Annotated in this window: 17 protein-coding genes; 8 read left to right on the forward strand and 9 right to left on the reverse strand. The window is 72.1% G+C overall.

Annotation, left to right across the window (positions count from 1 at the left end; genetic code table 11):
* The first annotated feature begins 26 nt into the window (after positions 1 to 26).
* Positions 27 to 989 carry a bifunctional riboflavin kinase/FAD synthetase gene (locus OG599_RS25490; protein WP_327178288.1) on the forward strand — a complete coding sequence of 321 codons (963 nt, stop codon included), beginning with the start codon at positions 27 to 29 and terminating at the stop codon, positions 987 to 989.
* Between the two features lie 24 nt (positions 990 to 1,013).
* Here the strand turns inward: OG599_RS25490 and OG599_RS25495 are convergent, their stop codons facing one another.
* The 9 genes from OG599_RS25495 to eccE all read right to left on the reverse strand — a co-directional run bounded on the left by OG599_RS25495 (position 1,014) and on the right by eccE (position 13,426).
* Complete coding sequence (locus OG599_RS25495; RefSeq protein ID WP_327178289.1) at positions 1,014 to 2,036, reverse strand: ABC transporter ATP-binding protein; 1,023 nt, start codon at positions 2,034 to 2,036, stop codon at positions 1,014 to 1,016.
* Positions 2,033 to 3,160, reverse strand: a complete 1,128-nt coding sequence (locus tag OG599_RS25500; protein ID WP_327178290.1) for an ABC transporter ATP-binding protein — start codon at positions 3,158 to 3,160, stop codon at positions 2,033 to 2,035. Before OG599_RS25500 ends, OG599_RS25495 begins: the two co-directional genes overlap by 4 nt.
* A gap of 23 nt (positions 3,161 to 3,183) precedes the next feature.
* Complete coding sequence (locus OG599_RS25505) at positions 3,184 to 4,107, reverse strand: ABC transporter permease (protein WP_327178291.1); 924 nt, start codon at positions 4,105 to 4,107, stop codon at positions 3,184 to 3,186.
* Positions 4,104 to 5,195, reverse strand: a complete 1,092-nt coding sequence (locus OG599_RS25510; RefSeq protein ID WP_327178292.1) for an ABC transporter permease — start codon at positions 5,193 to 5,195, stop codon at positions 4,104 to 4,106. Before OG599_RS25510 ends, OG599_RS25505 begins: the two co-directional genes overlap by 4 nt.
* 3 nt (positions 5,196 to 5,198) lie before the next feature.
* Positions 5,199 to 7,067, reverse strand: a complete 1,869-nt coding sequence (locus tag OG599_RS25515; RefSeq protein WP_327178293.1) for an ABC transporter substrate-binding protein — start codon at positions 7,065 to 7,067, stop codon at positions 5,199 to 5,201.
* 198 nt (positions 7,068 to 7,265) lie between these two features.
* Positions 7,266 to 10,250 carry an SCO5717 family growth-regulating ATPase gene (locus OG599_RS25520; protein ID WP_327178294.1) on the reverse strand — a complete coding sequence of 995 codons (2,985 nt, stop codon included), beginning with the start codon at positions 10,248 to 10,250 and terminating at the stop codon, positions 7,266 to 7,268.
* A gap of 331 nt (positions 10,251 to 10,581) precedes the next feature.
* Positions 10,582 to 10,815 carry a DUF397 domain-containing protein gene (locus OG599_RS25525; protein ID WP_327178295.1) on the reverse strand — a complete coding sequence of 78 codons (234 nt, stop codon included), beginning with the start codon at positions 10,813 to 10,815 and terminating at the stop codon, positions 10,582 to 10,584.
* A 557-nt stretch (positions 10,816 to 11,372) separates the two neighbouring features.
* Positions 11,373 to 12,068 carry a hypothetical protein gene (locus OG599_RS25530; protein ID WP_327180185.1) on the reverse strand — a complete coding sequence of 232 codons (696 nt, stop codon included), beginning with the start codon at positions 12,066 to 12,068 and terminating at the stop codon, positions 11,373 to 11,375.
* Positions 12,069 to 12,076: 8 nt separating this feature from the next.
* Positions 12,077 to 13,426, reverse strand: a complete 1,350-nt coding sequence (gene eccE, locus OG599_RS25535; RefSeq protein ID WP_327178296.1) for a type VII secretion protein EccE — start codon at positions 13,424 to 13,426, stop codon at positions 12,077 to 12,079.
* 182 nt (positions 13,427 to 13,608) lie between these two features.
* Here eccE and eccB point away from each other — a divergent pair, with 182 nt between their 5' ends.
* The 7 genes from eccB to OG599_RS25570 all read left to right on the forward strand — a co-directional run bounded on the left by eccB (position 13,609) and on the right by OG599_RS25570 (position 20,965).
* Positions 13,609 to 15,138, forward strand: a complete 1,530-nt coding sequence (gene eccB, locus OG599_RS25540) for a type VII secretion protein EccB (protein WP_327178297.1) — start codon at positions 13,609 to 13,611, stop codon at positions 15,136 to 15,138.
* A gap of 18 nt (positions 15,139 to 15,156) precedes the next feature.
* Positions 15,157 to 16,437 (forward strand): type VII secretion-associated serine protease mycosin, encoded by a 1,281-nt coding sequence (gene mycP / locus OG599_RS25545; RefSeq protein WP_327178298.1) that lies wholly within the window; start codon positions 15,157 to 15,159, stop codon positions 16,435 to 16,437.
* 234 nt (positions 16,438 to 16,671) lie between these two features.
* Positions 16,672 to 17,112, forward strand: coding sequence for a hypothetical protein (locus tag OG599_RS25550; RefSeq protein WP_442809543.1), 441 nt, complete (start codon positions 16,672 to 16,674; stop codon positions 17,110 to 17,112).
* Positions 17,109 to 18,794, forward strand: coding sequence for a WXG100 family type VII secretion target (locus OG599_RS25555; RefSeq protein ID WP_327178299.1), 1,686 nt, complete (start codon positions 17,109 to 17,111; stop codon positions 18,792 to 18,794). Before OG599_RS25550 ends, OG599_RS25555 begins: the two co-directional genes overlap by 4 nt.
* Positions 18,795 to 18,819: 25 nt before the next feature.
* The gene (locus OG599_RS25560; protein WP_327180187.1) at positions 18,820 to 20,121 is read left to right on the forward strand and encodes a S8 family serine peptidase; all 1,302 of its coding nucleotides are present in this window, start codon (positions 18,820 to 18,822) and stop codon (positions 20,119 to 20,121) included.
* 122 nt (positions 20,122 to 20,243) lie between these two features.
* Entirely contained in the window at positions 20,244 to 20,603 is a 360-nt protein-coding gene (locus OG599_RS25565; RefSeq protein WP_327178300.1) for a WXG100 family type VII secretion target, read from the forward strand.
* Positions 20,604 to 20,665: 62 nt separating this feature from the next.
* Positions 20,666 to 20,965 carry a WXG100 family type VII secretion target gene (locus OG599_RS25570; RefSeq protein ID WP_327178301.1) on the forward strand — a complete coding sequence of 100 codons (300 nt, stop codon included), beginning with the start codon at positions 20,666 to 20,668 and terminating at the stop codon, positions 20,963 to 20,965.
* Positions 20,966 to 21,171 lie beyond the last annotated feature (206 nt).

The raw sequence follows: 21,171 nt of genomic DNA on the forward strand, positions 1-21,171 counted from the left end.
GCAGGTTCGGGCGAGGAGCGGTCACGGTGCAGTGCTGGCGCGGCTTGGAGGACATCCCAGAGGACTGGGGACGCAGCGTCGTCACCATCGGGTCCTACGACGGGGTGCACCGAGGGCACCAGCTGATCATCGGCCGGGCCGTGGAACGCGCCCGTGAGCTGGGTGTTCCGTCCGTCGTGGTGACCTTCGACCCGCACCCCAGCGAGGTCGTCCGCCCCGGCAGCCACCCGCCGCTGCTCGCCCCGCACCTGCGCCGCGCGGAGCTGATGGCGGAGCTGGGCGTCGACGCGCTGCTCATCCTGCCGTTCACCCTCGAGTTCTCGAAGCTGGCGCCGGCCGACTTCATCGTGAAGGTGCTGGTCGACCGGCTGCACGCGCGCACCGTCATCGAGGGCCCGAACTTCCGCTTCGGCCACAAGGCGGCGGGCAACGTCGAGCTCCTCGCCGAACTGGGTTCCACCTACGACTACACCGTCGAGGTCGTCGACCTGTTCGTCAGCGGAGAGGTGGGCGGGGGACTGCCGTTCTCGTCCACGCTCGCCCGCCGGCTGATCGCGGAGGGCGACGTCTCCGGCGCCGCCGAGATCCTGGGCCGTCCGCACCGGGTCGAGGGCATCGTGGTGCGGGGCGCGCAGCGCGGCCGGGATCTCGGCTTCCCCACCGCCAACGTCGAGACGGTCCCGCACAGCGCGATCCCCGCCGACGGCGTCTACGCGGGCTGGCTCGACGTGGCCGGCGAGTGCATGCCCGCCGCGATCTCGGTCGGCACCAACCCGCAGTTCGACGGCGTCGAGCGGACCGTGGAGGCGTACGCCATCGGCCGGATCGGCCTGGACCTGTACGGCATGCACGCGGCGGTCGACTTCCTCGCCTACGTGCGCGGGATGCTGAAGTTCGACTCCATCGACGACCTGCTGGTGGCGATGGCCGCCGACGTCGAGCGGTGCACCGAGCTGATCGACGCGTACGAGGCCGGGCGCGGCGCCTGACCCCGCCCGGCCCACGTCGCGGGACTACGCCGGCGCGGGGGCCGCTTCCTCCCCGGCGGTCGCGCGGGCCCAGTGGCAGGCGACCTGCCCGGCGCCGCTGCCGTCGAGCACCGGCAGGTCCTGCGTACGGCAGGCGTCCGCCACTCCCGCCCGCTCGGCCTCGCCCGAGGCGAAGACCTGGCAGCGGACGTGGAAGCGGCATCCGCCCGGCACGTTCGAGGGGTCCGGAGCCTCGCCGGACAGCACCACCGGCTCGCCCGGCGCCTCCGGCAGCACCGACAGCAGCGCCTTGGTGTACGGATGCCGGGGAGCCGTCAGGATCTGCTCGACGGCCCCGGTCTCCACGATCCGCCCCAGGTACATCACCGCCACCCGGTCCGCGATGTTCCAGGCGAGCCCGAGGTCGTGGGTCACGATCAGCGCGGAGAGCCCGAGTTCGTCCCTCAGCCGCAGCAGCAGCGCCAGGATCTCCCCGCGCACCGAGGCGTCCAGCGAGGCCACCGGCTCGTCGGCGACGAGGAGTTCGGGCTCCAGCACCAGCGCCCCGGCGATGACGACGCGCTGGCGCTGACCGCCCGACAGCTCGTGCGGGTAGCGCAGGAAGAACCGCTCCGGGGGCCGCAGCCCGGCCCGGGAGAGCGCCCCGGCCACCGCCGCGGTCTCGTCGCCCCGGTGCCCGTGGATGCGCAGCCCCTCCGCCACCGCGTCGTACACCGTGTGGCGGGGGTTGAGGGAGCCGCTGGGGTCCTGGAGCACCAGCTGGGCGCGCTTGCGGTACGCCTTCATCGCCCGCGCCGAGGGGTCCAGCGGCCGGCCCTCGAAGGTGATCCGGCCCGCGGTAGGCGGCACCAGGCCCAGCAGGGAACGGGCGAGCGTGGTCTTGCCGCACCCCGACTCGCCGACCAGGGCCACGATCTCGCCGGGCCGGATGTCGAGCGCCACCCCGTCCACGGCCCGCGCGGGCGCGGCCCCCCGGCGGCCGGGGAAGGTGACCTCCAGCGCCTCGGCGCTCAGCAGGGGAGTGGTCGTCAGGGGGGTGGTCGTCATGGGGTGCTCCTCGCTTCCTCTGCTCCGGGCTCGCTCGTGCCCGTGGCCGTACCGGTGTCCTCGGCTCCGTCCGCAGGGGCCGCTCGTACGACCACCGCCCCCGCGGCCGGCTCTTCGACGGGCGCGGGTTCTGCGGCGGGCGTCGTCGCCGGGCCCACCAGGACGCAGGCCGCCCGCCGTCCGGGCCCGGCGTCCCGCAGCCACTGGTCCTCCTCGGCGCAGGAGTCCAGCGCCGCCGAGCACCGGGGGTGGAAGGCGCAGCCGGAGGGCAGCGCCGCCGGGTCCGGCGGGTCGCCGGGCAGTCCGCGCGGGGCGTGCCGCGAGGCGGGGTCGCCGATGCGCGGGAAGGCGGCGGAGAGCGCCGCTCCGTACGGGTGGCGGGCGTGCCGGTAGACCTCCTGGGCCGGGCCCTCCTCCACGACCCGGCCCGCGTACATCACGGCGAGCCGGTCGCAGGTGTCGGAGAGGACCGCCAGGTCGTGGCTGATCATGACGAGGCCGAGGTCCTGGTCGGCGACGAGCTGTTCGATCAGCCGGAGGATCTGGGCCTGGATCATCACGTCGAGCGCGGTGGTCGGTTCGTCCGCGACGATCAGCCGGGGGTCGCAGGCGAGCGCCATGGCGATCATGACCCGCTGCCGCTGGCCGCCGGAGAGCTCGTGCGGGTAGGCGGCGGCCCGGGCCGCCGGCAGCCCCACCTGTTCCAGCAGCTCCCCCGCGCGGGTGCGGGCGGCGGCCGGGGTGGCCCGGTGGTGCAGCAGGATCGGTTCGGCGATCTGGTCGCCGACCCGGTGCACCGCGTTGAGGGAGTGCATGGCCCCCTGGAAGACGATGGACGCGCCCGCCCAGCGGACCGCCCGCAGCCGGCCCCACTTCATCGTCAGGACGTCCTCGCCGTCCAGCAGGATCTCCCCGCTCAGCCTGGCCGACGCGGGCAGCAGCCGCAGCAGCGCGAGCGCCAGCGTCGACTTGCCGCAGCCGGACTCCCCGGCGATGCCGAGCTTCTGCCCGGCCTCGACGCGCAGGTCCACACCGCGCACGGCGGGGACGGCCGACGGGCCGGAGCCGTAGGTGACACGGAGGTCGCGCACCTCCAGCAGGGGCCCTGGCGAGGTCGCTGTCATGCTGGTCCGTTCCTCGGGAGTGCTCAACGGGCCACCCCCAGCTTGGGGTTGAGCACGGACTCGATGGTCCGGCCGCAGAGGGTGAAGGCGAGTGCGACGACCGCGATGGCGAGTCCGGGCGGGGCGAGGTACCACCAGTTGCCCGAGCTCACGGCCCCGGCCTCCCGGGCGTCCTGGAGCAGCCCGCCCCAGGAGACGACCGTGGGGTCGCCGAGCCCGAGGAAGGCGAGGGTCGCCTCGGTGAGGATCGCGGTAGAGATCGCCAGCGTGGTCTGGGCGAGGACCATCGGCATGACGTTGGGCAGCACATGACGGCTCATGATGTGGCCGTGCCCGCCGCCGAGCGCCCGGGAGCGCTCGATGTACGGGCGGGACTCCACCGAGAGCGTCTGGGCCCGCACCAGCCGGGCGGTGGTCGGCCAGGTCGTCACGCCGATCGCGAGGATGGTGGTCCAGAGCGACCGTGACAGCACGGTGGCCAGGGCGATGGCGAGCACCAGGGTCGGCATCACCAGGAACCAGTCGGTGACCCGCATGGCCACCGTTCCGTACCAGCCCTTGAAGTGGCCGGCGGTGACGCCCACCAGGGTGCCGATGGCCACCGAGAGGAAGGCGGCGAGCAGCCCCACGGTGAGCGAGACCCGGGCGCCCCAGAGCAGCAGCGCCAGCAGGCTCCGGCCGAACTGGTCCGTACCGAGGGGGAACGCGGCGCTCGGCGACTCCATGGGGCCGCCGGGGGCTTCGGTGACGCTCTTCGAGTCGGCCCCCACCAGCAGCGGGGCGGCCAGCGCCAGCACGGCGATGACCACCAGCACGGCGAGCCCCACCACCCCGGCCCGGTGCGTCCGGTACTGCGCCCAGAAGCGGGCTGCGGCCCGCCGCCTGCGGGTCCACGCCAGTGAGCGCGGGCTGCTGCCCGGGCCCAGCGCGTCCGTCGAGGTCGTCATCGGGCCACCCGGGGATCGAAGAGCGGATAGAGCACGTCGGCGAGCGTGTTCATCAGGATCACCGCGGCGGCGAAGACGAAGAACAGCGCCTGCACCAACGGCAGATCGGGCACGCTCAGTGCCTGGTAGAAGAGACCGCCGAGGCCCGGCCAGGAGAACACGGTCTCCACCAGGATGGCGCCGGCGACCGTGTTGCCGAGGTTGACGAAGAGCAGCGTCACCGTCGGCAGCATCGCGTTCGGCACCGCGTGCCGGCGGCGGACCTGGTCGTCCCGGAGCCCCTTCGCGCGGGCCGTCGTCAGATAGTCGCTGCCCATCTCGTCGAGCAGCGAGGAGCGCATCACCAGCAGGGTGCGGGCGTACTCCACCGCCACCAGCGTGAGGACCGGCAGCACCAGGTGATGGGCGACGTCGAGGACGTAACCGAAGCCGGACGAGTCGCCGGACTCCATGCCGCCGGTGGGGAAGAGCCCGGGGATCGGGCCGATGCCGACCGAGAGCGTGATGATCAGCAGCAGCCCGAGCCAGAACGACGGCACGGAGTAGAGGGTGAGCGCGAACGCGGTGTTGAAGCGGTCCCCGAAGGAGCCGTTGCGCCACGCGGAGCGGGAGCCCAGCCAGATGCCGATCACGGTGTAGATCACGAACGCGGTCCCGGTGAGCAGCAGCGTCGCGGGCAGCGCCTCGGCGATCTTGTCGACGACCGGGGTGCGGAACTGGTACGAGGTGCCGAAGTCGCCGGTCAGGGCGTTGCCGCAGTACTGCGTGAACTGCCGCCAGAGCGGCAGGTCGAGCCCGAACTCCCGCCGCATCGCGGCGATCTGCTCGGTGGTCACCTGGCGCCCGCCGGTCATCTGCTTGACCGGGTCGCCGGGGATCAGCCGGAAGAGGAAGAAGCTGGTGACGAGGACGGCGAAGAGCGAGACGGCCGCGCCGGCCAGCTTGCCCGCCGCGTAGCGGAGGTAGGCGGTGGTGGAGCGGGCGCGCGGACCGCGGACCGCCGGCCCGGCCTGAGCCGGACCGGCGGTTTCCGCACCCTCCACGCCCGCCGGGCCGAAGCCCGGCAAGGGAGTGCTGTCAGTGCTCATCGGTTATTCACGGTCCTCCGCGGTGGAACGGCGACGCAGGGCGAACAGGAGTCCGCCACCGGCCAGAACGACGACGGCGATGCCGACGCCGACGAGCACTCCGGTGGAGCTGCCCGAGTCCGAGGAACCGCTCGCCGAGGCGGCCGGGACCGCCGACCACCAGCTCCAGTAGCCGTCCTGGCCGTAGATGTTGCCGGCGTCCGAGGGCATGGTGGTGATGGAGGCGATCTGGTCGGTGCGGTACGCCTCCACGGCGTTCGGGTACGCCATGACGTTCATGTACCCGGTGTCGTACAGCCGCGACTCCATGTCCTTGACGAGCGTCGCGCGGGCGGCGGGGTCGTACTCGGCCAGCTGCTTGGCGTAGAGGTCGTCGAACTGCGGGTCGCAGATGAAGTTGTCCGTGGCGGCCGATTCCTTGGCCTTGGCGGGCAGGGCGCCGCAGGTGTGGATGGAGAGGACGAAGTCCGGGTCCGGGTTGACCGACCAGCCGTCGAAGGCGAGGTCGTACTCACCGGCGTACCAGGGGTCCGAGACGTTGTCGAGGCAGTCGACCTTCAGCCCGATGCCGAGATCGCCCCACCACTCCTGGAGGTACTTGCCGACGGCCTTGTCGTTCGGGTCGGTGGCGTGGCAGAGGATGCGCAGGTCCAGCGGCTTGCCGTCCTTGCCCACCCGCTTGCCCTCGGCGTTCTTCTTGTACCCGGCCTGGTCGAGCAGGGAGGCGGCGCGGGCGGGGTCGTAGCTCAGCTGCTGCCCGGCCGCGGGCTGCCACTGGTACGCGGAGAAGCGCGGCGGGATGTACCCCGCGCCCTCCACCGCGTGGCCCTGGAAGACCTTGTCGATGATGGTCTTCCGGTCGACGGCGAGGAAGAGTGCCTGGCGGACCTTCTGGTCGAGCAGCGCCGGGTTGCCGTCGCCGAACTTCTGGCCGTCCTTGGTGCGCGCGCCCGGGTTGGTGGCCAGCGCGTAGAAGCGGCGGCCGGGGCCCTCGTTCACCTTGATGTCCGGGGCGGTCTTGAGCGAGGCCGCCTGAGCGGGCGTCAGGCTCGGGCTGCCCGCGACGAAGGAGACCTCGCCCTTGCGCAGGGCGGCGACGGCCGCGTCCTGGTCCTTGTAGTACCGGAACACGATCTCGTCGAACTTGGGCGAGCCGCGCCAGAAGGTCTTGTTGGCCTTGAGCTTGACGTAGCTGTCGACCTTGTAGTCGGTCAGGATGAACGGTCCGTCACCGACGATGGGGAACTTCGTGTCGTTGTTGAACTTCGAGAAGTCCGTGACGTCCTTCCAGACGTGCTCCGGGACGATCGGCACGTCGAGCGCGGCCATCGTCGCCTGCGGCTTCTTCAGGGTCACGACGAGCTTGTCCGGGCTGGGCGCGGTCACCTTGTCGAAGTTGGTGACGAAGGAGCCGTTGGCGGTGGCCGCCCCCTCGTCCTTCATCATCGTGTTGAAGGTCCACGCCGCGTCCTCGGCGGTGACCTTCTCCCCGTCCGACCACTTCGCGTCGGACCGTATGGTGTACGTCCACGTCAGCTTGTCCGCGGACGGTTCCCACTTCGTGGCGAGACCCGGGACGGCGTGACTGTCCTTGGGGTCATAGTTCGTCAGGTAGTCGTACATGAGCCGCAGGACGCTGGTGCTCAGCAACCGCTGCGCCAGGAACGGGCTCAGCGAGTCCACGCTCTGGGCGACCGCGACCGTGAGGGTCGTCTTCCCGGAGTCGGCGTGGGCGGGTGAGGCGGCGAGCGGAGCGGGGGCGCCCGGTACGAGCGATCCGGCGGCGAGCGCCAGCGCGGCGGCACCCGAGGCCGTGAGGAGGCGCAGACGATGGCCTGGCCGGGCGGAACGGACGGGACTTCTTGTGACCATGGGACGTCGACCTCGCGTCATGACTCGCTTGTGGGGCGGCGGGTAGAGCAGTGGTTCGCCAACTGGTGAAGCGAAGGTTTATCAGCGGCGGCCAACTGGAGTCAACGGTCGGCGAAACGGCGTGTGGGCTGCGGGAATACGCAAAAGGCCCGCACCGTCACAACGGTGCGGGCCCTCATTGGTCTAAACCACTTCGGCCTACTGGCGGGGCGGCGCGGGCGGTGGCTGCTGCCATCCCGGGGCGGGCCACGGGCCGTCCGGGCCGGGCGGGCCCGGCCGCTCGGGCTGTCCTGCCTGGCCAGCCTGCCCCTCCTGCGGGGGCGGTCCGCCGTACGGCTGCGGGGGCTGCGGCGGCCCCTGCCGCCAGCCGTTGTCCGGCTGCGGCGGGTAGGACTGCGGCGGGTACGGCTGCTGCGGAGGCTGCTGTCCCCCGTACGGTTGCTGCCCTCCGTACGGCGACGGGGGCGGCTGCTGTCCCCCGTACGGCTGCTGCGGATACGGCTGTTGGGGGTGGGGCTGCGGCGCGTACTGCTGGTGCCCGGGCATCGGCGGCGCGTACTGCGGCGGCGGGTTCTGGCCGTCGGCGGTCCACAGGCCCTGCTGCTGCTGGGCCCGCGCGAAGTCCTCGGCGACCAGTGCGGAGAGGTGGAAGTACGCCTCGCGGGTCTTCGGCCGCATCATGTCCAGGTCGACCTCCGCGCCCGCCGCCAGGTGCTCGTCGAACGGCACGACCACGACACCCCGGCAGCGCGTCTGGAAGTGCTGGACGATGTCGTCCACCTTGATCATCTTGCCGGTCTCGCGGACCCCGGAGATGACGGTCAGGGAGCGCTGCACCAGGTCGGCGTAGCCGTGCGCGGAGAGCCAGTCCAGCGTGGTGGACGCGCTGGACGCACCGTCCACCGAGGGAGTCGAGATGATGATCAGCTGATCCGCCAGGTCGAGCACCCCGCGCATCGCGCTGTAGAGCAGACCGGTGCCCGAGTCGGTGAGGATGATCGGGTACTGCTTGCCCAGCACCTCGATCGCCCGGCGGTAGTCCTCGTCGTTGAAGGTCGTGGAGACCGCCGGGTCCACGTCGTTGGCGATGATCTCCAGCCCGGAGGGCGCCTGCGAGGTGAAGCGGCGGATGTCCATGTACGAGTTGAGGTACGGGATCGCCTGGACCAGGTCGCGGATGGTCGCCCCGGTCTCCCGGCGCACCCGCCGGCCGAGCGTCCCGGCGTCCGGGTTGGCGTCGATGGCGAGGATCTTGTCCTGCCGCTCGGTGGCCAGCGTCGAGCCCAGCGCCGTGGTCGTCGTGGTCTTGCCCACGCCGCCCTTGAGGCTGATCACGGCGATGCGGTAGCAGGAGAGCACCGGCGTCCGGATCAGTTCGAGCTTCCGCAGCCGGTCGGCCTCCTCCTTCTTTCCGCCCAGCTTGAACCGGTTGACGGGGGAGGGGTTCCGGCTGCTCTTCGCCTTCTGCTTGCCCCGCACCAGCCGGTCCGAGGAGAGCTCCACGGCGGCGGTGTACCCGAGCGGGGCACCGGGCACCGAGCGCTCACGCTGATCGTGCGTGACCGGGGTGGGCCAGGCGCCGCCGGCCCGGGGATCGACGGGCTGCTGCGGGGGCTGCTGCTGGGGCTGGCCCTGCTGGGGTACCTGGGCCTGCTGAGGTGCCTGGCCCTGCTGGGGTGCCTGGCCCTGCTGGGGCACGAAGCCCTGGGGGGCGTACGGGTGCTGGGGCTGCGGGGGGCCCGGCGGGTAGCCGTAGCCCGCCTGCGCGTCGGGCGCCTGCGGCGGGAGAGGCGCAGGCGGCCGCGGGGCGAGCGGCGGCTGCGGGACCTGCGGCGGCTGGGGGAACCCGTAGCCGCCCTGCTGGGGCACCTGCGGGGGCAGCTGACCGCTCTGGGGCGCGTACGGCTGGTACGGGCCCGGCGCCTGCGGGAAGCCGTAACCGCCCTGCCCGTACGGCGTGTTGGGCTGCGGCGGCTGAGGAGCCGGCAGCTGCGGCGGCTGCGGGACCTGCGGCGGCTGGGGAGCCTGCGGGAAGCCGTAGCCGGCGGCCGGCCGGTCGGCGGACGGCGGCCACTGGGGCGCCGGCTCCGGGGCGTTGGGCTGAGGCCCGGCCGGGTGGAAGGCGGGCGGCAGCGGGGGCAGCGCGTTCGGCGGCTGGGTGGCCGGAAGCGCGGGGGACCACGGCGTGGCCGACTCGTCCGCCGAGGCCGAAGCGGCCGGCGCGGCCGAGGCGTCCGGAACGCGCGCGTCCGTGGGCGTGGAGTCGGAGGGCGCGGAGTCGGAGGGCGCGGAGCCGGAGGGCGCGGAGCCGGTGAGGGCCGCGACCGCGGGGGCCGCGTCCGCCCGGCTCTCGTCGGCGGGGCTGCCGGTGGGGCCGGCGGTGGGGTCGGCATCCGCGTCGGAGGAGTCGGCGGTGTCCGTCCCCGTGGTGTCCGTCCCCGTGGCGTCCGGCCCCGTGGTGTCCGCCGGGGTCCCGTCCGCGCCGGACGCGTCGTCCCGCCCGGACGCGTCGTCGGGGACCTCGTGGGTCTCGGACGCCTCGGGGGCGGGCGGGAGCGCGGGCGGAAGTGCGGGCGGAAGCGCGGGCGGCGTCGGGGCGGTGAACGCGGGCGCACCCTCCGTACCGCTCGTGGAACCACCGGCTCCGGCGTCGGCCCCGGGCCCTTCGGCGCCCGTACCCGTACCGGCTGCGGCGGCTGCCGCGGCGGCGGCCTCGGCGTCGCGTGCGGCGAACTCCCGCTTCAGAGCGGCCGCCGAGAAGCGCATCGTGGTACCGCTCTCCACGTCACCGCCCCCGAACGGCTGCGGGGTGATGCCGGCGCTCGGCGCGGACCCGACCGGGGCCGGCGGCACGGGCTGCACGGGAGGCGCGGGCTGTACCGGAGGCGTCGGCTGCACCGGAGGCGCGGGAGGGGCGGTCGTCCAGGCATGCTCGAACCCGCCCTGGGGCGGCAGCCCCGGTACGGAGAGCGGAGACCCGTGCGGGGGCGGCGGAGTGGGAGGGGTGCCGGAGCCCGTGGAGCCGGAGCCGCCCGAGGTGTCGCCCGCCGCGTTCTGCGTGTACCAGGCGGGCGGGGTGTAGTCGATGGTGAACTCACCCGTCAGCTCGGCGGGATCCGCGTCGGACGACTCGTCGCCGGGCGTGTTCCATCCCTCGCGCATCTCGTCCCGATCGCTGTTCACTATGCCTCCTGGTGTGGTCGAGCACCCTTGTGCCGTGGTGGGTGGGGGCGACCGTCTCCCGTTGTCCGATACGCCCGGCTCTCCCTCCGGGGACGCGCACCGCACGCCCGAAGGTACCGCGACACGCCCACACCCCACCCTAATCGCCATCAGGGCCCCTATGTCAGGCCGTACCCGGGGCAGTGCGCGGTCCGATCCGTCACATCCGCCCGCACCGGGCCGAGTCGGCCCGCGCGCGCACCACGAAGGCGGCCGGGGCCACCCCTCCGACGTGCGGATGCGCGACAGGGGCGGCGGCCCGGCCGGGCCGCCGCCCCTGTCCTCGCGGCCACTACTTGAGGTCGAACTCCCCGTCACGGGCGCCGAGTACGAAGGCCCGCCACTCCGCCTCGGTGTAGCGCAGCACCGTCTCCGGGTCCAGCGAGGAACGCATCGCGACCGCGCCCTCCGGCAGGTGCGCGATCTCGACCCGCTCCTCGTCGTTCTCGGTGCCGGGGGCGCTCAGCCACACGGCGTCCGTGATGTCGAGCGCGTAGAGCTCGTCCTTCTCCTGCTGGGTGCCCATTGCGGCGCCCCTTTCGATCGAACGGTGACGTTGGGGTCCATGGTCCACCGAACGGCCCTGCCCCGGTGCGGAATCCGGACGGATTCCGGGCCTTTCGATCGAATCGGGCCCGACTCCCGGCGCGGGGTGCTAAGGGCTGTCCCGTACTCCCTGGCGGGTGTGCGACGACAGCTACGGCACCTCGCCGCGTTGTCGGAACGTCCGCATACATCCAGACGCGGACGCTCCTCCGCCTTGCGATGCACCGCATCTGACGCCGCACACTGGTCCACCACGGATTACGGGACAGCCCTTGGGGCTTGCCGGGAATCAAGGTGTTGCTTCCCGGCAAGCCCTTGGGCCGTGTGTCGAAAGTGGCGCCGTCCGCCCGAAGGGCGGGTCCGGCGGCGTCCGGTGCGTGCGATCGCACAGCGGCGGGTCGCCCCGATACTGGGTGTGTCGGGGCGACCCCGACAACGCGGCGGGCGTGCGTGCCGGGCGTCGCCGGACAGGCGGGACTTTCGACACACGGCCTGAACGGGGCGCCGAACCGTGCCCGACCCTTCGGCCCGAGTGCCTCAGTCCATCCTGCGGGCCGTGCCCAGCAGTCCGGTCTCCGCGTCCGTCGCGCTCGTCATCACCCAGTGGTGCTCACGGCCCGACACCCAGAGGGTCACCCCGTCCGCCAGAGTGGGCAGCGCCTCGGTCTCGACCCGCGAGAGGCTGAGGATGCGGCCGATCTGATCCGCCTCGGCGGGGGATACCCGCTGGACGCCCACCAGCGCCGAGGACCGCATCAAGCGCGGTGCCACCGGGCTCAGATAGGGGAGCAGCGTCAGCACCGACTGCCACGGCGACGAGACGACCCGCCCCCGGGGCGGGCGCATCCCGCAGTCCCGTACGACCACCACCGGGCTGCCCACCGTCGCACCCGTCGGGGGCACCCGGCCGACCTCGTGCAGGGAGACGCATTCGAGTCCGGCGCCGGCGGCCTGCGCCAGCGCCGTCCACGCCTGCGTACGCCCCGTCTCCACCGCCACCCGCGCCCCCGTGCCCGCCGCGCGCAACGCCAGCACCTGGGCCGTCCACAGACCGCCGATGAGCAGTACGTCGTACGGGGCCGGGCGGTGGAACCCGATGATCTGCGGGCGGTTCTCCGCGTCGTTGCCGATCACCACGCCGTCGTCGCCGACGGGCAGCGACAGCGCGCCCAGATGGTCCGCCGCGATGGAGTGCCCCGCGTGCCGCGGACCCCGCAGCCCGTGCCGCGACATGATCCGGCTCACTGCGCGCCTCCCAGCGGAAGAGTGGCGAGCACACCCGGCAGCTGCTCGCGGTCCAGGCGTACGAGACCGACCTTGGCGACTCGGGCCGCCTGTACCAACGTCCTGCGCACGCTCACCAGTTCCGTGTCGGAGCCTCCGGTGATCCGGACGTGCCCGGCCACCGACACCGCCCCCTGGTGCGCACCGCGCCGCACGGTGAGGCTGAACGTCGTGGCGTACGCCGGCACCGAGGTCAGCAGCGCCACCAGCTTGGGCAGCGGCGTCGCGCCGCGGCCCAGTTCGGGCCAGCGGTCGACGGCGTACGTCGTGTGCCACCGGTCGTCGCACCGCCACACCCGCGAGGTCTCCTTCGTCCTGCGCTGCGCCGCCGCCTCCTGGCGCACCGCGCGCGCCGACTGGATCGGGTTCGCGCAGGCCGAGGTCGCGACGGCCTGGTTCAGCTCCTCCTGGTCGAGCACCGTCGCCCGGAACCCGGCCCCGGTGATCCGGCTCGCCACGTGGTCCGCCATCCGCACCAGGCAGCACTGGGCACCGGCGACCCCGCCCCCGCGCGCCTCCACCGCCTCGCGGCAGAGTTCCGGGTCGAGCTTCACCGCCACCCACGTCATCCGCAGCGCCGGAGCCCCGGTCTGCTCCTGGAGGGGGGCGTACGAGAGACGGGCCACCGACCGGGCCGGAAGGTGCGGCGCCGGAGCGCAGCGGACCTGCTGCACCAACTGCGCGGACTCCAGCACGATGTCGTCCACCTCCAGGGCCTCGCCGAGCAGCGTCAGCGGAAGCGCCCGGGCGCCGAACGCCGGGCGGAGCGCCTCACCGCTCGCCTCGACCCGCACCACGGCGGTGAGGAAGGTGCCGTCGCCGAGCATCCCGACCGTACGGCGCTCCCGGTCGATGTAGACGAACGGGGCGAAACCCGGCACGTTCTCCGCGATCGGCGCCAACGACGCCTCCGCGTCCGGCGCGTGAGGCGTCCAGATCCGCTGCCGGCTGCGCAGCGCGAGCGCCGTCGACAGCCAGTCCTGCAGAGCGGTACCGCGCCGCCGGATGACCGCGATCACGACCAGGACACCGGCGACCACCATGCCGGGCACCAGCCACATCCCGCCCAGCGCGGCTCCCACGGCTGCTGCGGCCAGGGCCACTTCGACCAGGAACAACTGCCGCAGCAGAGGGCTGACCCGGCTGGTCCGCGAGGCCGACCGCAGCACCGCGGCGGCCGGTGCGGCAGACCCGGCGGAGGTGGCGGCGGGTTCGGTCCCGGGCCGCCGTCCGCGGCGTTGCCGTCGGGAAGTGCCGGACGCATGCGCGGTCCCCCGACCCGTACGCTCGCGCGTCGCAGTGCCCATCGCCGTGTTGCCCCCTCGTGTCCCTATTTAGCTTTTTCCCACGGGTGTTGACCGGGCGATCACCCTACCTGAGGGGTGTCCGCGCACCGTCAACAGGCATAGTAGGGGCGCCGGTGCGACAACTGAATCCGCAAACGGATGTGGTTATCTGGTCGCCCGTCGGGGAGAAGGGGCAGCGGATCATGGCATCAAGGCGGGACGAACTCAACGCCTACACCTTCGCGAAGCGGAGGTTGATCGCGCAGTTCGTGCAACCCCATCCGAGCGGTTCCGAGGAGGGCGCACCGCGCCCCCTGCGCGCGGTGGTCCCGGGCACCGTCGCCGGCGTCGTGATCCTCGCGGTCTTCGGCGCCTGGGGCATGTTCAAGCCGGTGGCACCCACCGGCTGGGACACCCCCAACGAGAACGTCATCATCGCCAGCAAGTCGACGACCCGTTACGTCGTCCTGAAGACCAACGGCAAGGCGCAGCTCCACCCGGTCCTCAACATGTCGTCCGCGAAGCTGCTGCTCGACCCCGAAAAGGGCAAGGTCATCAACGTCGCCGAGTCCACACTCGACAGCGGCAGGATCCCGCACGGAGCGACCCTCGGCATCCCCTACGCCCCCGACCGCCTGCCCGACAGCGGCGACGCCGGCGCCGCCAAGCGCTGGGCCGTCTGCGAACGCCCCGGCGAAGGCGGCCGGGCGATCCAGAAGGCCGCCTTCGTCTTCGCCGAGCGCGAGGAGAAGAAGACCGAAGGCAGCCGGCGGCTCACCGCCGGAGAGCTGATGTACGTCGAGGGCCCGGACGGTGTCCGCCACGTCGTGGACGCCCAGGGCCGCGCGTACACCGTCGACAAGACGGACGAACTGCTGCTGCGCACCCTCGTCGGTGAGCGCCGCACCCCGCAGCGGGTCTCCTCCGCCTGGCTGGCGACCCTGCACACCGGCGACCCCATCACCTTCCCGTCCGTCCCCGGCACCCCCGGGGCGAGCGCCGGAGTGGGCGGCGACCTCGACCCCGCGCTCGACAAGGTCGGCATGGTCCTCGAAGCGACCTCCGGCACCACCACCCAGAAGTACGTGGTCCTGCAGGGCCGGGTCGCGCCGGTCTCCGAGTTCACCGCCAAGCTGCTCCTCAGCAGCCGGGACCTCATCGGCCTCGGCCAGGCGGGCACCGCGAAGGCGGTCAGCGCCGCCGCCATCGCACCGGGCCAGGCCTTCGGCGAGGACAAGAAATGGCCGAAGGACGCCCCCCGCGCCGTCAACTCCGCGAGCACCGCGAGCGGCAGCCGCAACACCGTGTGCAGCGTGCTGCGTTCGGTGGACGGCGCCACCGGAGCCACCACCCTGTCCACCTGGGCGGGCACCGGCTTCCCCGCCACCCTGCCCACCGGCTCCAGCAGCGCGTACGTCACCCCCGGCTCGGGCCAGCTCTTCCGCCAGTTCAAGGGCTCGGACACCACCGCCGGGTACCTCTTCCTGGTCACCGACACGGGGCTCCGGTACGCGATGCAGTCCAACGGCGACAGTGCCCAGGGCGACTCCGGCATCGGCGAGTCCGGCTCGGCCAAGGAGAAGGCCGAGCGGCTGGCCGAGGCGCAGCAGGCCCAGAACCGGCTCGGGTACGGAAAGGTCACCCCGGCCCCGGTCCCGGCGGCCTGGTCCGAGTTCCTGCCGACCGGCCCCCGACTGTCGACCGCGGCTGCCCGCCAGCCGCAGGGCTCCTGAGAAGGGCGGCGGACCGTCATGACCCCCCTCACGCATCTCCCGCGGCCCTCGAACTCCCCCAAACATTCACATGCTCCTAAGCGCCGTCTGCTGACGGTCGCCGCCGCGACCGCGGTCACCCTGGTCTCCGTACCGGTCGTACCCGCCGTCGCGGACGACGTGACCCAGTGCACCTTCCCCTCGAAGCCCTACGCGGGCCGCCCCTGGTCGCTCCAGCGCGTGCTGCTCGACGAGCTCTGGAGCCGCTCCACCGGCAAGGGCGTCCGGGTCGCGGTGATCGACACCGGAGTCGACGTCAAGAACCCGCAGTTGAAGAAGGCCGTCGACACCTCGGCGGGGATCAACCTGATGGACAAGGGCATCAAGGACGAGGACGGCCAGCCCCTCCCGCGCGGCAAGGAGGACGGCACGACGGACACCGTCGGCCACGGCACCAAGGTCGCCGGCATCATCGCCGCCCGGGAAGCCGAGGGCACCGGCTTCGTGGGCCTCGCGCCCGGCGCCACGATCATCCCGATCCAGCAGAACGACGCCCAGGGCCACGGCACCGCGAAGACCCTCGCCGCCGCCATCGACTACGCCGTCGACACCGCCCACGCCGACGTCATCAACATCTCCCAGGACACCGCCAACGCCGTGGAGCCCGAGGCCGCGCTGCGTCAGGCCGTCGACCACGCGCTCGCCGCGGAGGTCGTCGTGGTCGCCTCGGCCGGCAACGACGGCCTCGACGCGACCGACAAGAAGACCTACCCGGCCTCGTACCCGGGCGTGCTCGCGGTGGCCTCCTCGGACCGCAACAACGAACGCGCCGCCTTCTCCCAGACCGGCGACTGGGTGGGCGTCGCGGCCCCCGGAGTCGACATGGTCTCCACCGTGCCCGCCGGAGGCCACTGCGCCGACAACGGCACCAGTTTCTCCGCCCCTTACGTCGCGGGAGTCGCCGCCCTGATCAAGGCCAGGCACCCGGAATGGGAGCAGGAGGAGATCGTCGCCCAGATCGAGCAGACCGCCGAGCGGTCCGTCGCCGGACGCGACCGCCTGGTGGGCTGGGGAGTCGTCGACCCGGTCCGCGCGCTCACCGAGGACGACAAGCCGGTCAAGGAGCCGACCGCCCGCGAAGGGATGAGCCGCGCCGAGGCCCCGACCCCGGCCGAACTCACCCTGGGGGAGACGGCCGAGGAGCGGAACGCCCGCCTCGCCACCTATGTCGTGGTGGGTGCCCTGGTGCTGGTCGCCGCGATAGCTGGAGTCGCGGTGGCGCTCCGCGACGCGCGTCGGCGCCGGGTCTCCGGGGCATGAGACGGACGGGACTCCGGTCATCTCCGTTCGCTCGCTGGTCGGTTGGCAAGAGGATGCCGGTTCGGTCCCCTTCCGGGAAGGACTCATCTGTAAGTCACATGGCTGACAACACAGTTGGAGCCTTCGGAGGCTGTGGATAGAGTATGGGTGGTGTGATTGCCGTGGGGTTTCCCGGTGCGATCGCAACGCAAGGCGGTTTGTGCAAACGAGAACAACGGGGGAAAGGCAGTTACCGTGCGCCCAAGTGACGGAGGAAGCTCGACCGGCGGGAAGACCGACCTCGAGCATGGCGTCGGCGCGTTGGAGCGGTTCAAGCAGAGGGTGGACGTACTCCTCGGCGACCTGGAGAGCTCGGCGGCCGGCCGTACCAAGATCGGGGCCCACGAGCTCTCGCGCACCTCGTTCAGCGGCCAGAACGCGGGCTTCCACGAGGCGGACGCCCTCTACTCGCAGTACAACCGCGTCCACGAGTCGCTCACCTCGCTCTCCAAGACGCTCGGCGACCAGATCGAATACCTCAGCCTTGGTGTGCACGCCGCCGCCGTCGGCATGGACAACACCGAGGACGAGGTGCGGCGCCGGTTCTACGTGGTCAAGGGGCGCCTCGACAAGGAGCACCAGCAGAACTCCAAGAACCAGGACACCACGGTCGACTCAGGGTGGGCAGCCGAATGACCGAGAACCAGCCGGAGCTGACCCCGGCCGAGCAGCAGACGTACGACCACGGCCGGGTCACGGCGCAGATCGCCGGTACGGACATCACCGAGCGGGTCCGCGAGGTGGCCGGCTCCTTCTTCGGCGGCTCGGGCCGCCCGGCGGGCCGCACCTCCTTCGAGGGCCACGACCTCAACGCGATGATCGACTTGGTCGAGAACTCCAACCCGGCCGACCTGGAGGCCGCCGGACAGGCGCTCTACAAAGCGCGGGACGCGATCAGGGAAGCGGCGAAGGAACTGGGCGACCACATCGCCGTCGTGGACTGGAAGGGCGAGGCCAACATCGCCTTCCGCGACTGGGGAGCGGGCCTGGTGGCCCACGCGACCCGGCTCAGCGAGTTCGCGGACTCCGCCGCCACCCAGATCACCGTCGCCGGTACCGGACTGGCCTCGGTCAAGAGTTCTCTGCCCCCGCGCGACACCCGGGCGATCCGCAAGGACGTCAAGGACATCCCCGCCCCGGAGCGCATCGACAGCAACCCGGAGTACGCCGCCGCCGTCAAGGTCGAGGGACACCGGCAGGAGGCCATCAACCAGGCGAACCGGCTGGCCTCCTACTACTCCGTCACCTCGGAGGTGCTGGCCACGCAGGAGCCGCCGCGGTTCGACATGCAGCTGTCGGTGGACATGCCTCGTCCGTCGGGCCGCACCAGTGAGCCTGGCGCCACGGGCGGCTCCTCCGGGCACACGGGTGGCGCCCTCGCAGGACACTCCAGCGGTACCGGTGGAGTGCATTCGGTGACCGGTGAGGTGAGTGGCCCGCAGGCTCACCACACCGCCGACGAACTGGTCACCACCACCAAGCCCGTCCTGGACAGCAGCACGAGCACCGAGATCGACAGCGTCGCCGCGCCGCCCGCACCTCCCACCACGCTGCCCGGTCCGTCGCCCGTGACCCCCGCCACGGGCGGAACCCAGGGCCCCGGCACCACGACGTTCCCGCCGACGGGCCCCCTCGGCCCCAATGGCGTGACCGGCGGATCGAAATCGGTCACCGGCACCACCAGCGGTCCGAAGGGCTCCGCGCGGGCCGGCGGGCTTTCGGGCGGAACCACCTCGGCGACCCAGCGCACGGGGCCCGGCGGCACGGGGCGGACCGGTGGGTCCCAGGCCTTGGGGCGTACCACCGGCACGGGTGGCACCTCGTCGGCCACCGGCCGGTCCGGTGTGACCGGAGGGCGTCCGGTGGCGGGCCAGAGCGGTTCGAGCACGGGCTCCACGCCCCGGGCCGGACGGGGCGGCATCACGGGCGGAACTCCCCAGCAGAAGGGTTCCGCCTCCGGTGCCTCGGGTGCGCGTGCGGGTGGACGCGGCACGGTGATCGGTGGCCAGAGCAGCGGTCAGGGCGGCGCGTCGGCCAGGAGCGCCGGTCAGCGTGGAGTCATCGGCAACGGTTCCTCCGCGAGCCGGCCGACGGGCCGTGGAACCGCGGGTTCGAACGGTGTCGTCGGCACCCCGCGCGGCCGGTCGGGAGGCAAGGGCTTCACCTCGGGAGGGGCGGGCCTCGTCCGCCCCGGAGACCGGCGGGAGCGCGAGGAAGAAGAAGAGAACAACGCGTCGACGCGGCCCGACTACCTGACGGAAGACGAAGAGACCTGGACGGCCGGACGGCCCGAGGCCGCACCACCGGTGATCGAGTAGGCACGTGGAAGGTTCGGAAGTCAGGATGACCGCAGAAATGAGCCATGCCCCGACGCGCCGCAGATCCCGGGGTGCGCGCCGCCGACTGGTCGGCGCGCTCGCCGCGACCGCCGCGTGGAGTGCCTGCTTCGCCGGGCTTGCTCCGTCCGCCGTGGCCCAGGACGTGCAGGCGAAGCAGTGGTACCTCGACGCCATGCAGGCCGAGGAGATGTGGAAGGTCTCCACGGGCAAGGGCATCACGGTCGCGGTCATCGACACCGGTGTGAACCCCGATACGCCGTCATTGCGGGGGCAGGTTCTCAAAGGCTGGGACGCCACGGAAGCGGACGGGGACGAGAACGACGACTACACCGGTCACGGCACCACCATGGCGGAGCTGATCGCAGGGACGGGCAGTGGCGGCGGCCTGAAGGGGTTGGCGCCCGACGCGAAGATCATTCCGTATCGCATCGCCGACACGGATTTCCAGCACAGCAACAAACACTTCAACCCGCGCGACAGTGCGGACGCCATCAAAGCCGCTGTCGACAGCGACGCGCGGATCATCAGCATGTCCTTCGGTAGCGAGTTCTCGATGTACTCCGAAGAGGATGCGGCGCAATACGCTCTTTCCAAGGGCAAGTTGTTCTTCGCCTCTGTGGGAAATGACGGGGCCACGACCAATAAGCCGGAGTATCCGGCGTCCTACGAGGAGGTCGTGGGGATTTCCTCGGCCGATGAGAAGGGCACGGTCGCCAAGACGTCCCAGCACAGCGGTTCGGTGGACCTCGCCTCGCCCGGAACCGGCGTCCCCGTCTGGTGCGACGATACGTTCCAGTCGTACTGCGACAGCGGCGGAACCAGCCAGGCCACCGCCATCGCCTCCGCCTCCGCCGCCCTTGTCTGGTCCGCCCACCCCGACTGGACCGCCAACCAGGTCCTGCGGGTCCTCTTCGACACGGCCGGCAGGGACTGGGCCGACGACGAGACCAGCGCCTACCTCGGGCACGGTCTGATCCGCCCGTCGATGAACCTCCTCAAGCACAAGGGCGATCCCGGCGATCCGGACGTCAGCCCGCTCACCGGGAAGAGCACGAGCGCGTCGGGCGCGGGCTCCGGCTCCACTGCCTCGGCAGCCCCCTCGGGTTCCGCTTCCCCCTCCGCCTCTGCTTCAGCTTCGTCACAGCCTTCGCACGGAAAATCCGGTGACGCCCCGGTTGTGGCAGGCTCCAGCGAGCCGGAGGGCGGCGGCAGCAACCTCGGCCTGATCGCCGGCGCTGTGGTGGTCGTGGTCGTTCTCGGCGGGGGCGCCTTCTACTTCCTCCGCAGGCGTCGCGGCGCCGTCTGACCGTGTGCGGGGGCCGGACCGGCGACGGTCACGGCCGACGACCGCGTGAGCGGCCCGCTCACCCACCAACTTCCGGCGAGAACCTGCCGGTCCGTAGAGAGAACCCGAAAGGAACCAGGTCCATGGCAGATCAGAAGGTCACAGAACACAGTCTCCTCCAGCTGGAGAACGAGCTCTCGACGCGGTTCGACTCCGTCAAGGGACAGCTGAAGACGCTCCAGGCGACGATCGACAGCCTGGAAGGCGCGTGGAAGGGCATCGGCGCCAACGCCTTCAACGAGAAGCAGCGGCAGATCAACGACAGCATGGTGTCGATCGGCAACCGGCTGCAGAACTTCCAGGAGGCCATCAAGGCCGCCCGCACCCTCTCCGGCAACACCGAGGACGAGGTCTCGGCCGCTCTCCGGGGCATCGACGTGGTCCCGGGTTACACCGGCGGCGACGGCGCTCCCGCGCCCTCGTCGAGCCTCAGCGGCTTCTGACCTCCGCGACTGCCCGCGCCGAGCGGCAGTCGTCCCACCACCATTCCGAATCGGAGGACCACATGTCGAACAACGACGGTACGACCGTTGTCACATATGCCAGCCTGGAGGCAGCCGCTGCTTCCATCGAGCGGCAGGGCAAGCAGCTCGACGAGGACCTCGCCGCGATCAAGCGCCGGGTCGCCTCCGTCGCCGAGCTCTGGACGGGCGAGGCCAAGAGCGCGTACGACACCGCTCAGGCCGGCTGGGACAAGGACGCCCGGTCGATCCACGAGTCGCTGCTGCAGATCTCCCGTTCCGTGCGCGAGGCCTCGTCCGCGTACCAGGGCGGCGACAAGAAGGCCGCGCAGAACTTCATGTAGTGGCCGCGCCCCGAGGGCGTGACAGCGGTACCGAGGACCTGAAGGACGGGTGTGGGCACGCGCGGGAGGTGCCCACACCCGTCCTTTTCCGTGCCCGGGGCCGCCGCCCTCGTCCTTTTCCGCGCGCCGGGCCGTGCCCGTCCTTCCCGGCCGGCCCCCGGCCCCCGGCCCTCGGCGCGGTGCGCGAACGCCGACGGCGCCCTCCC

Source organism: Streptomyces sp. NBC_01335, from assembly GCF_035953295.1.
Taxonomy (GTDB): domain Bacteria; phylum Actinomycetota; class Actinomycetes; order Streptomycetales; family Streptomycetaceae; genus Streptomyces.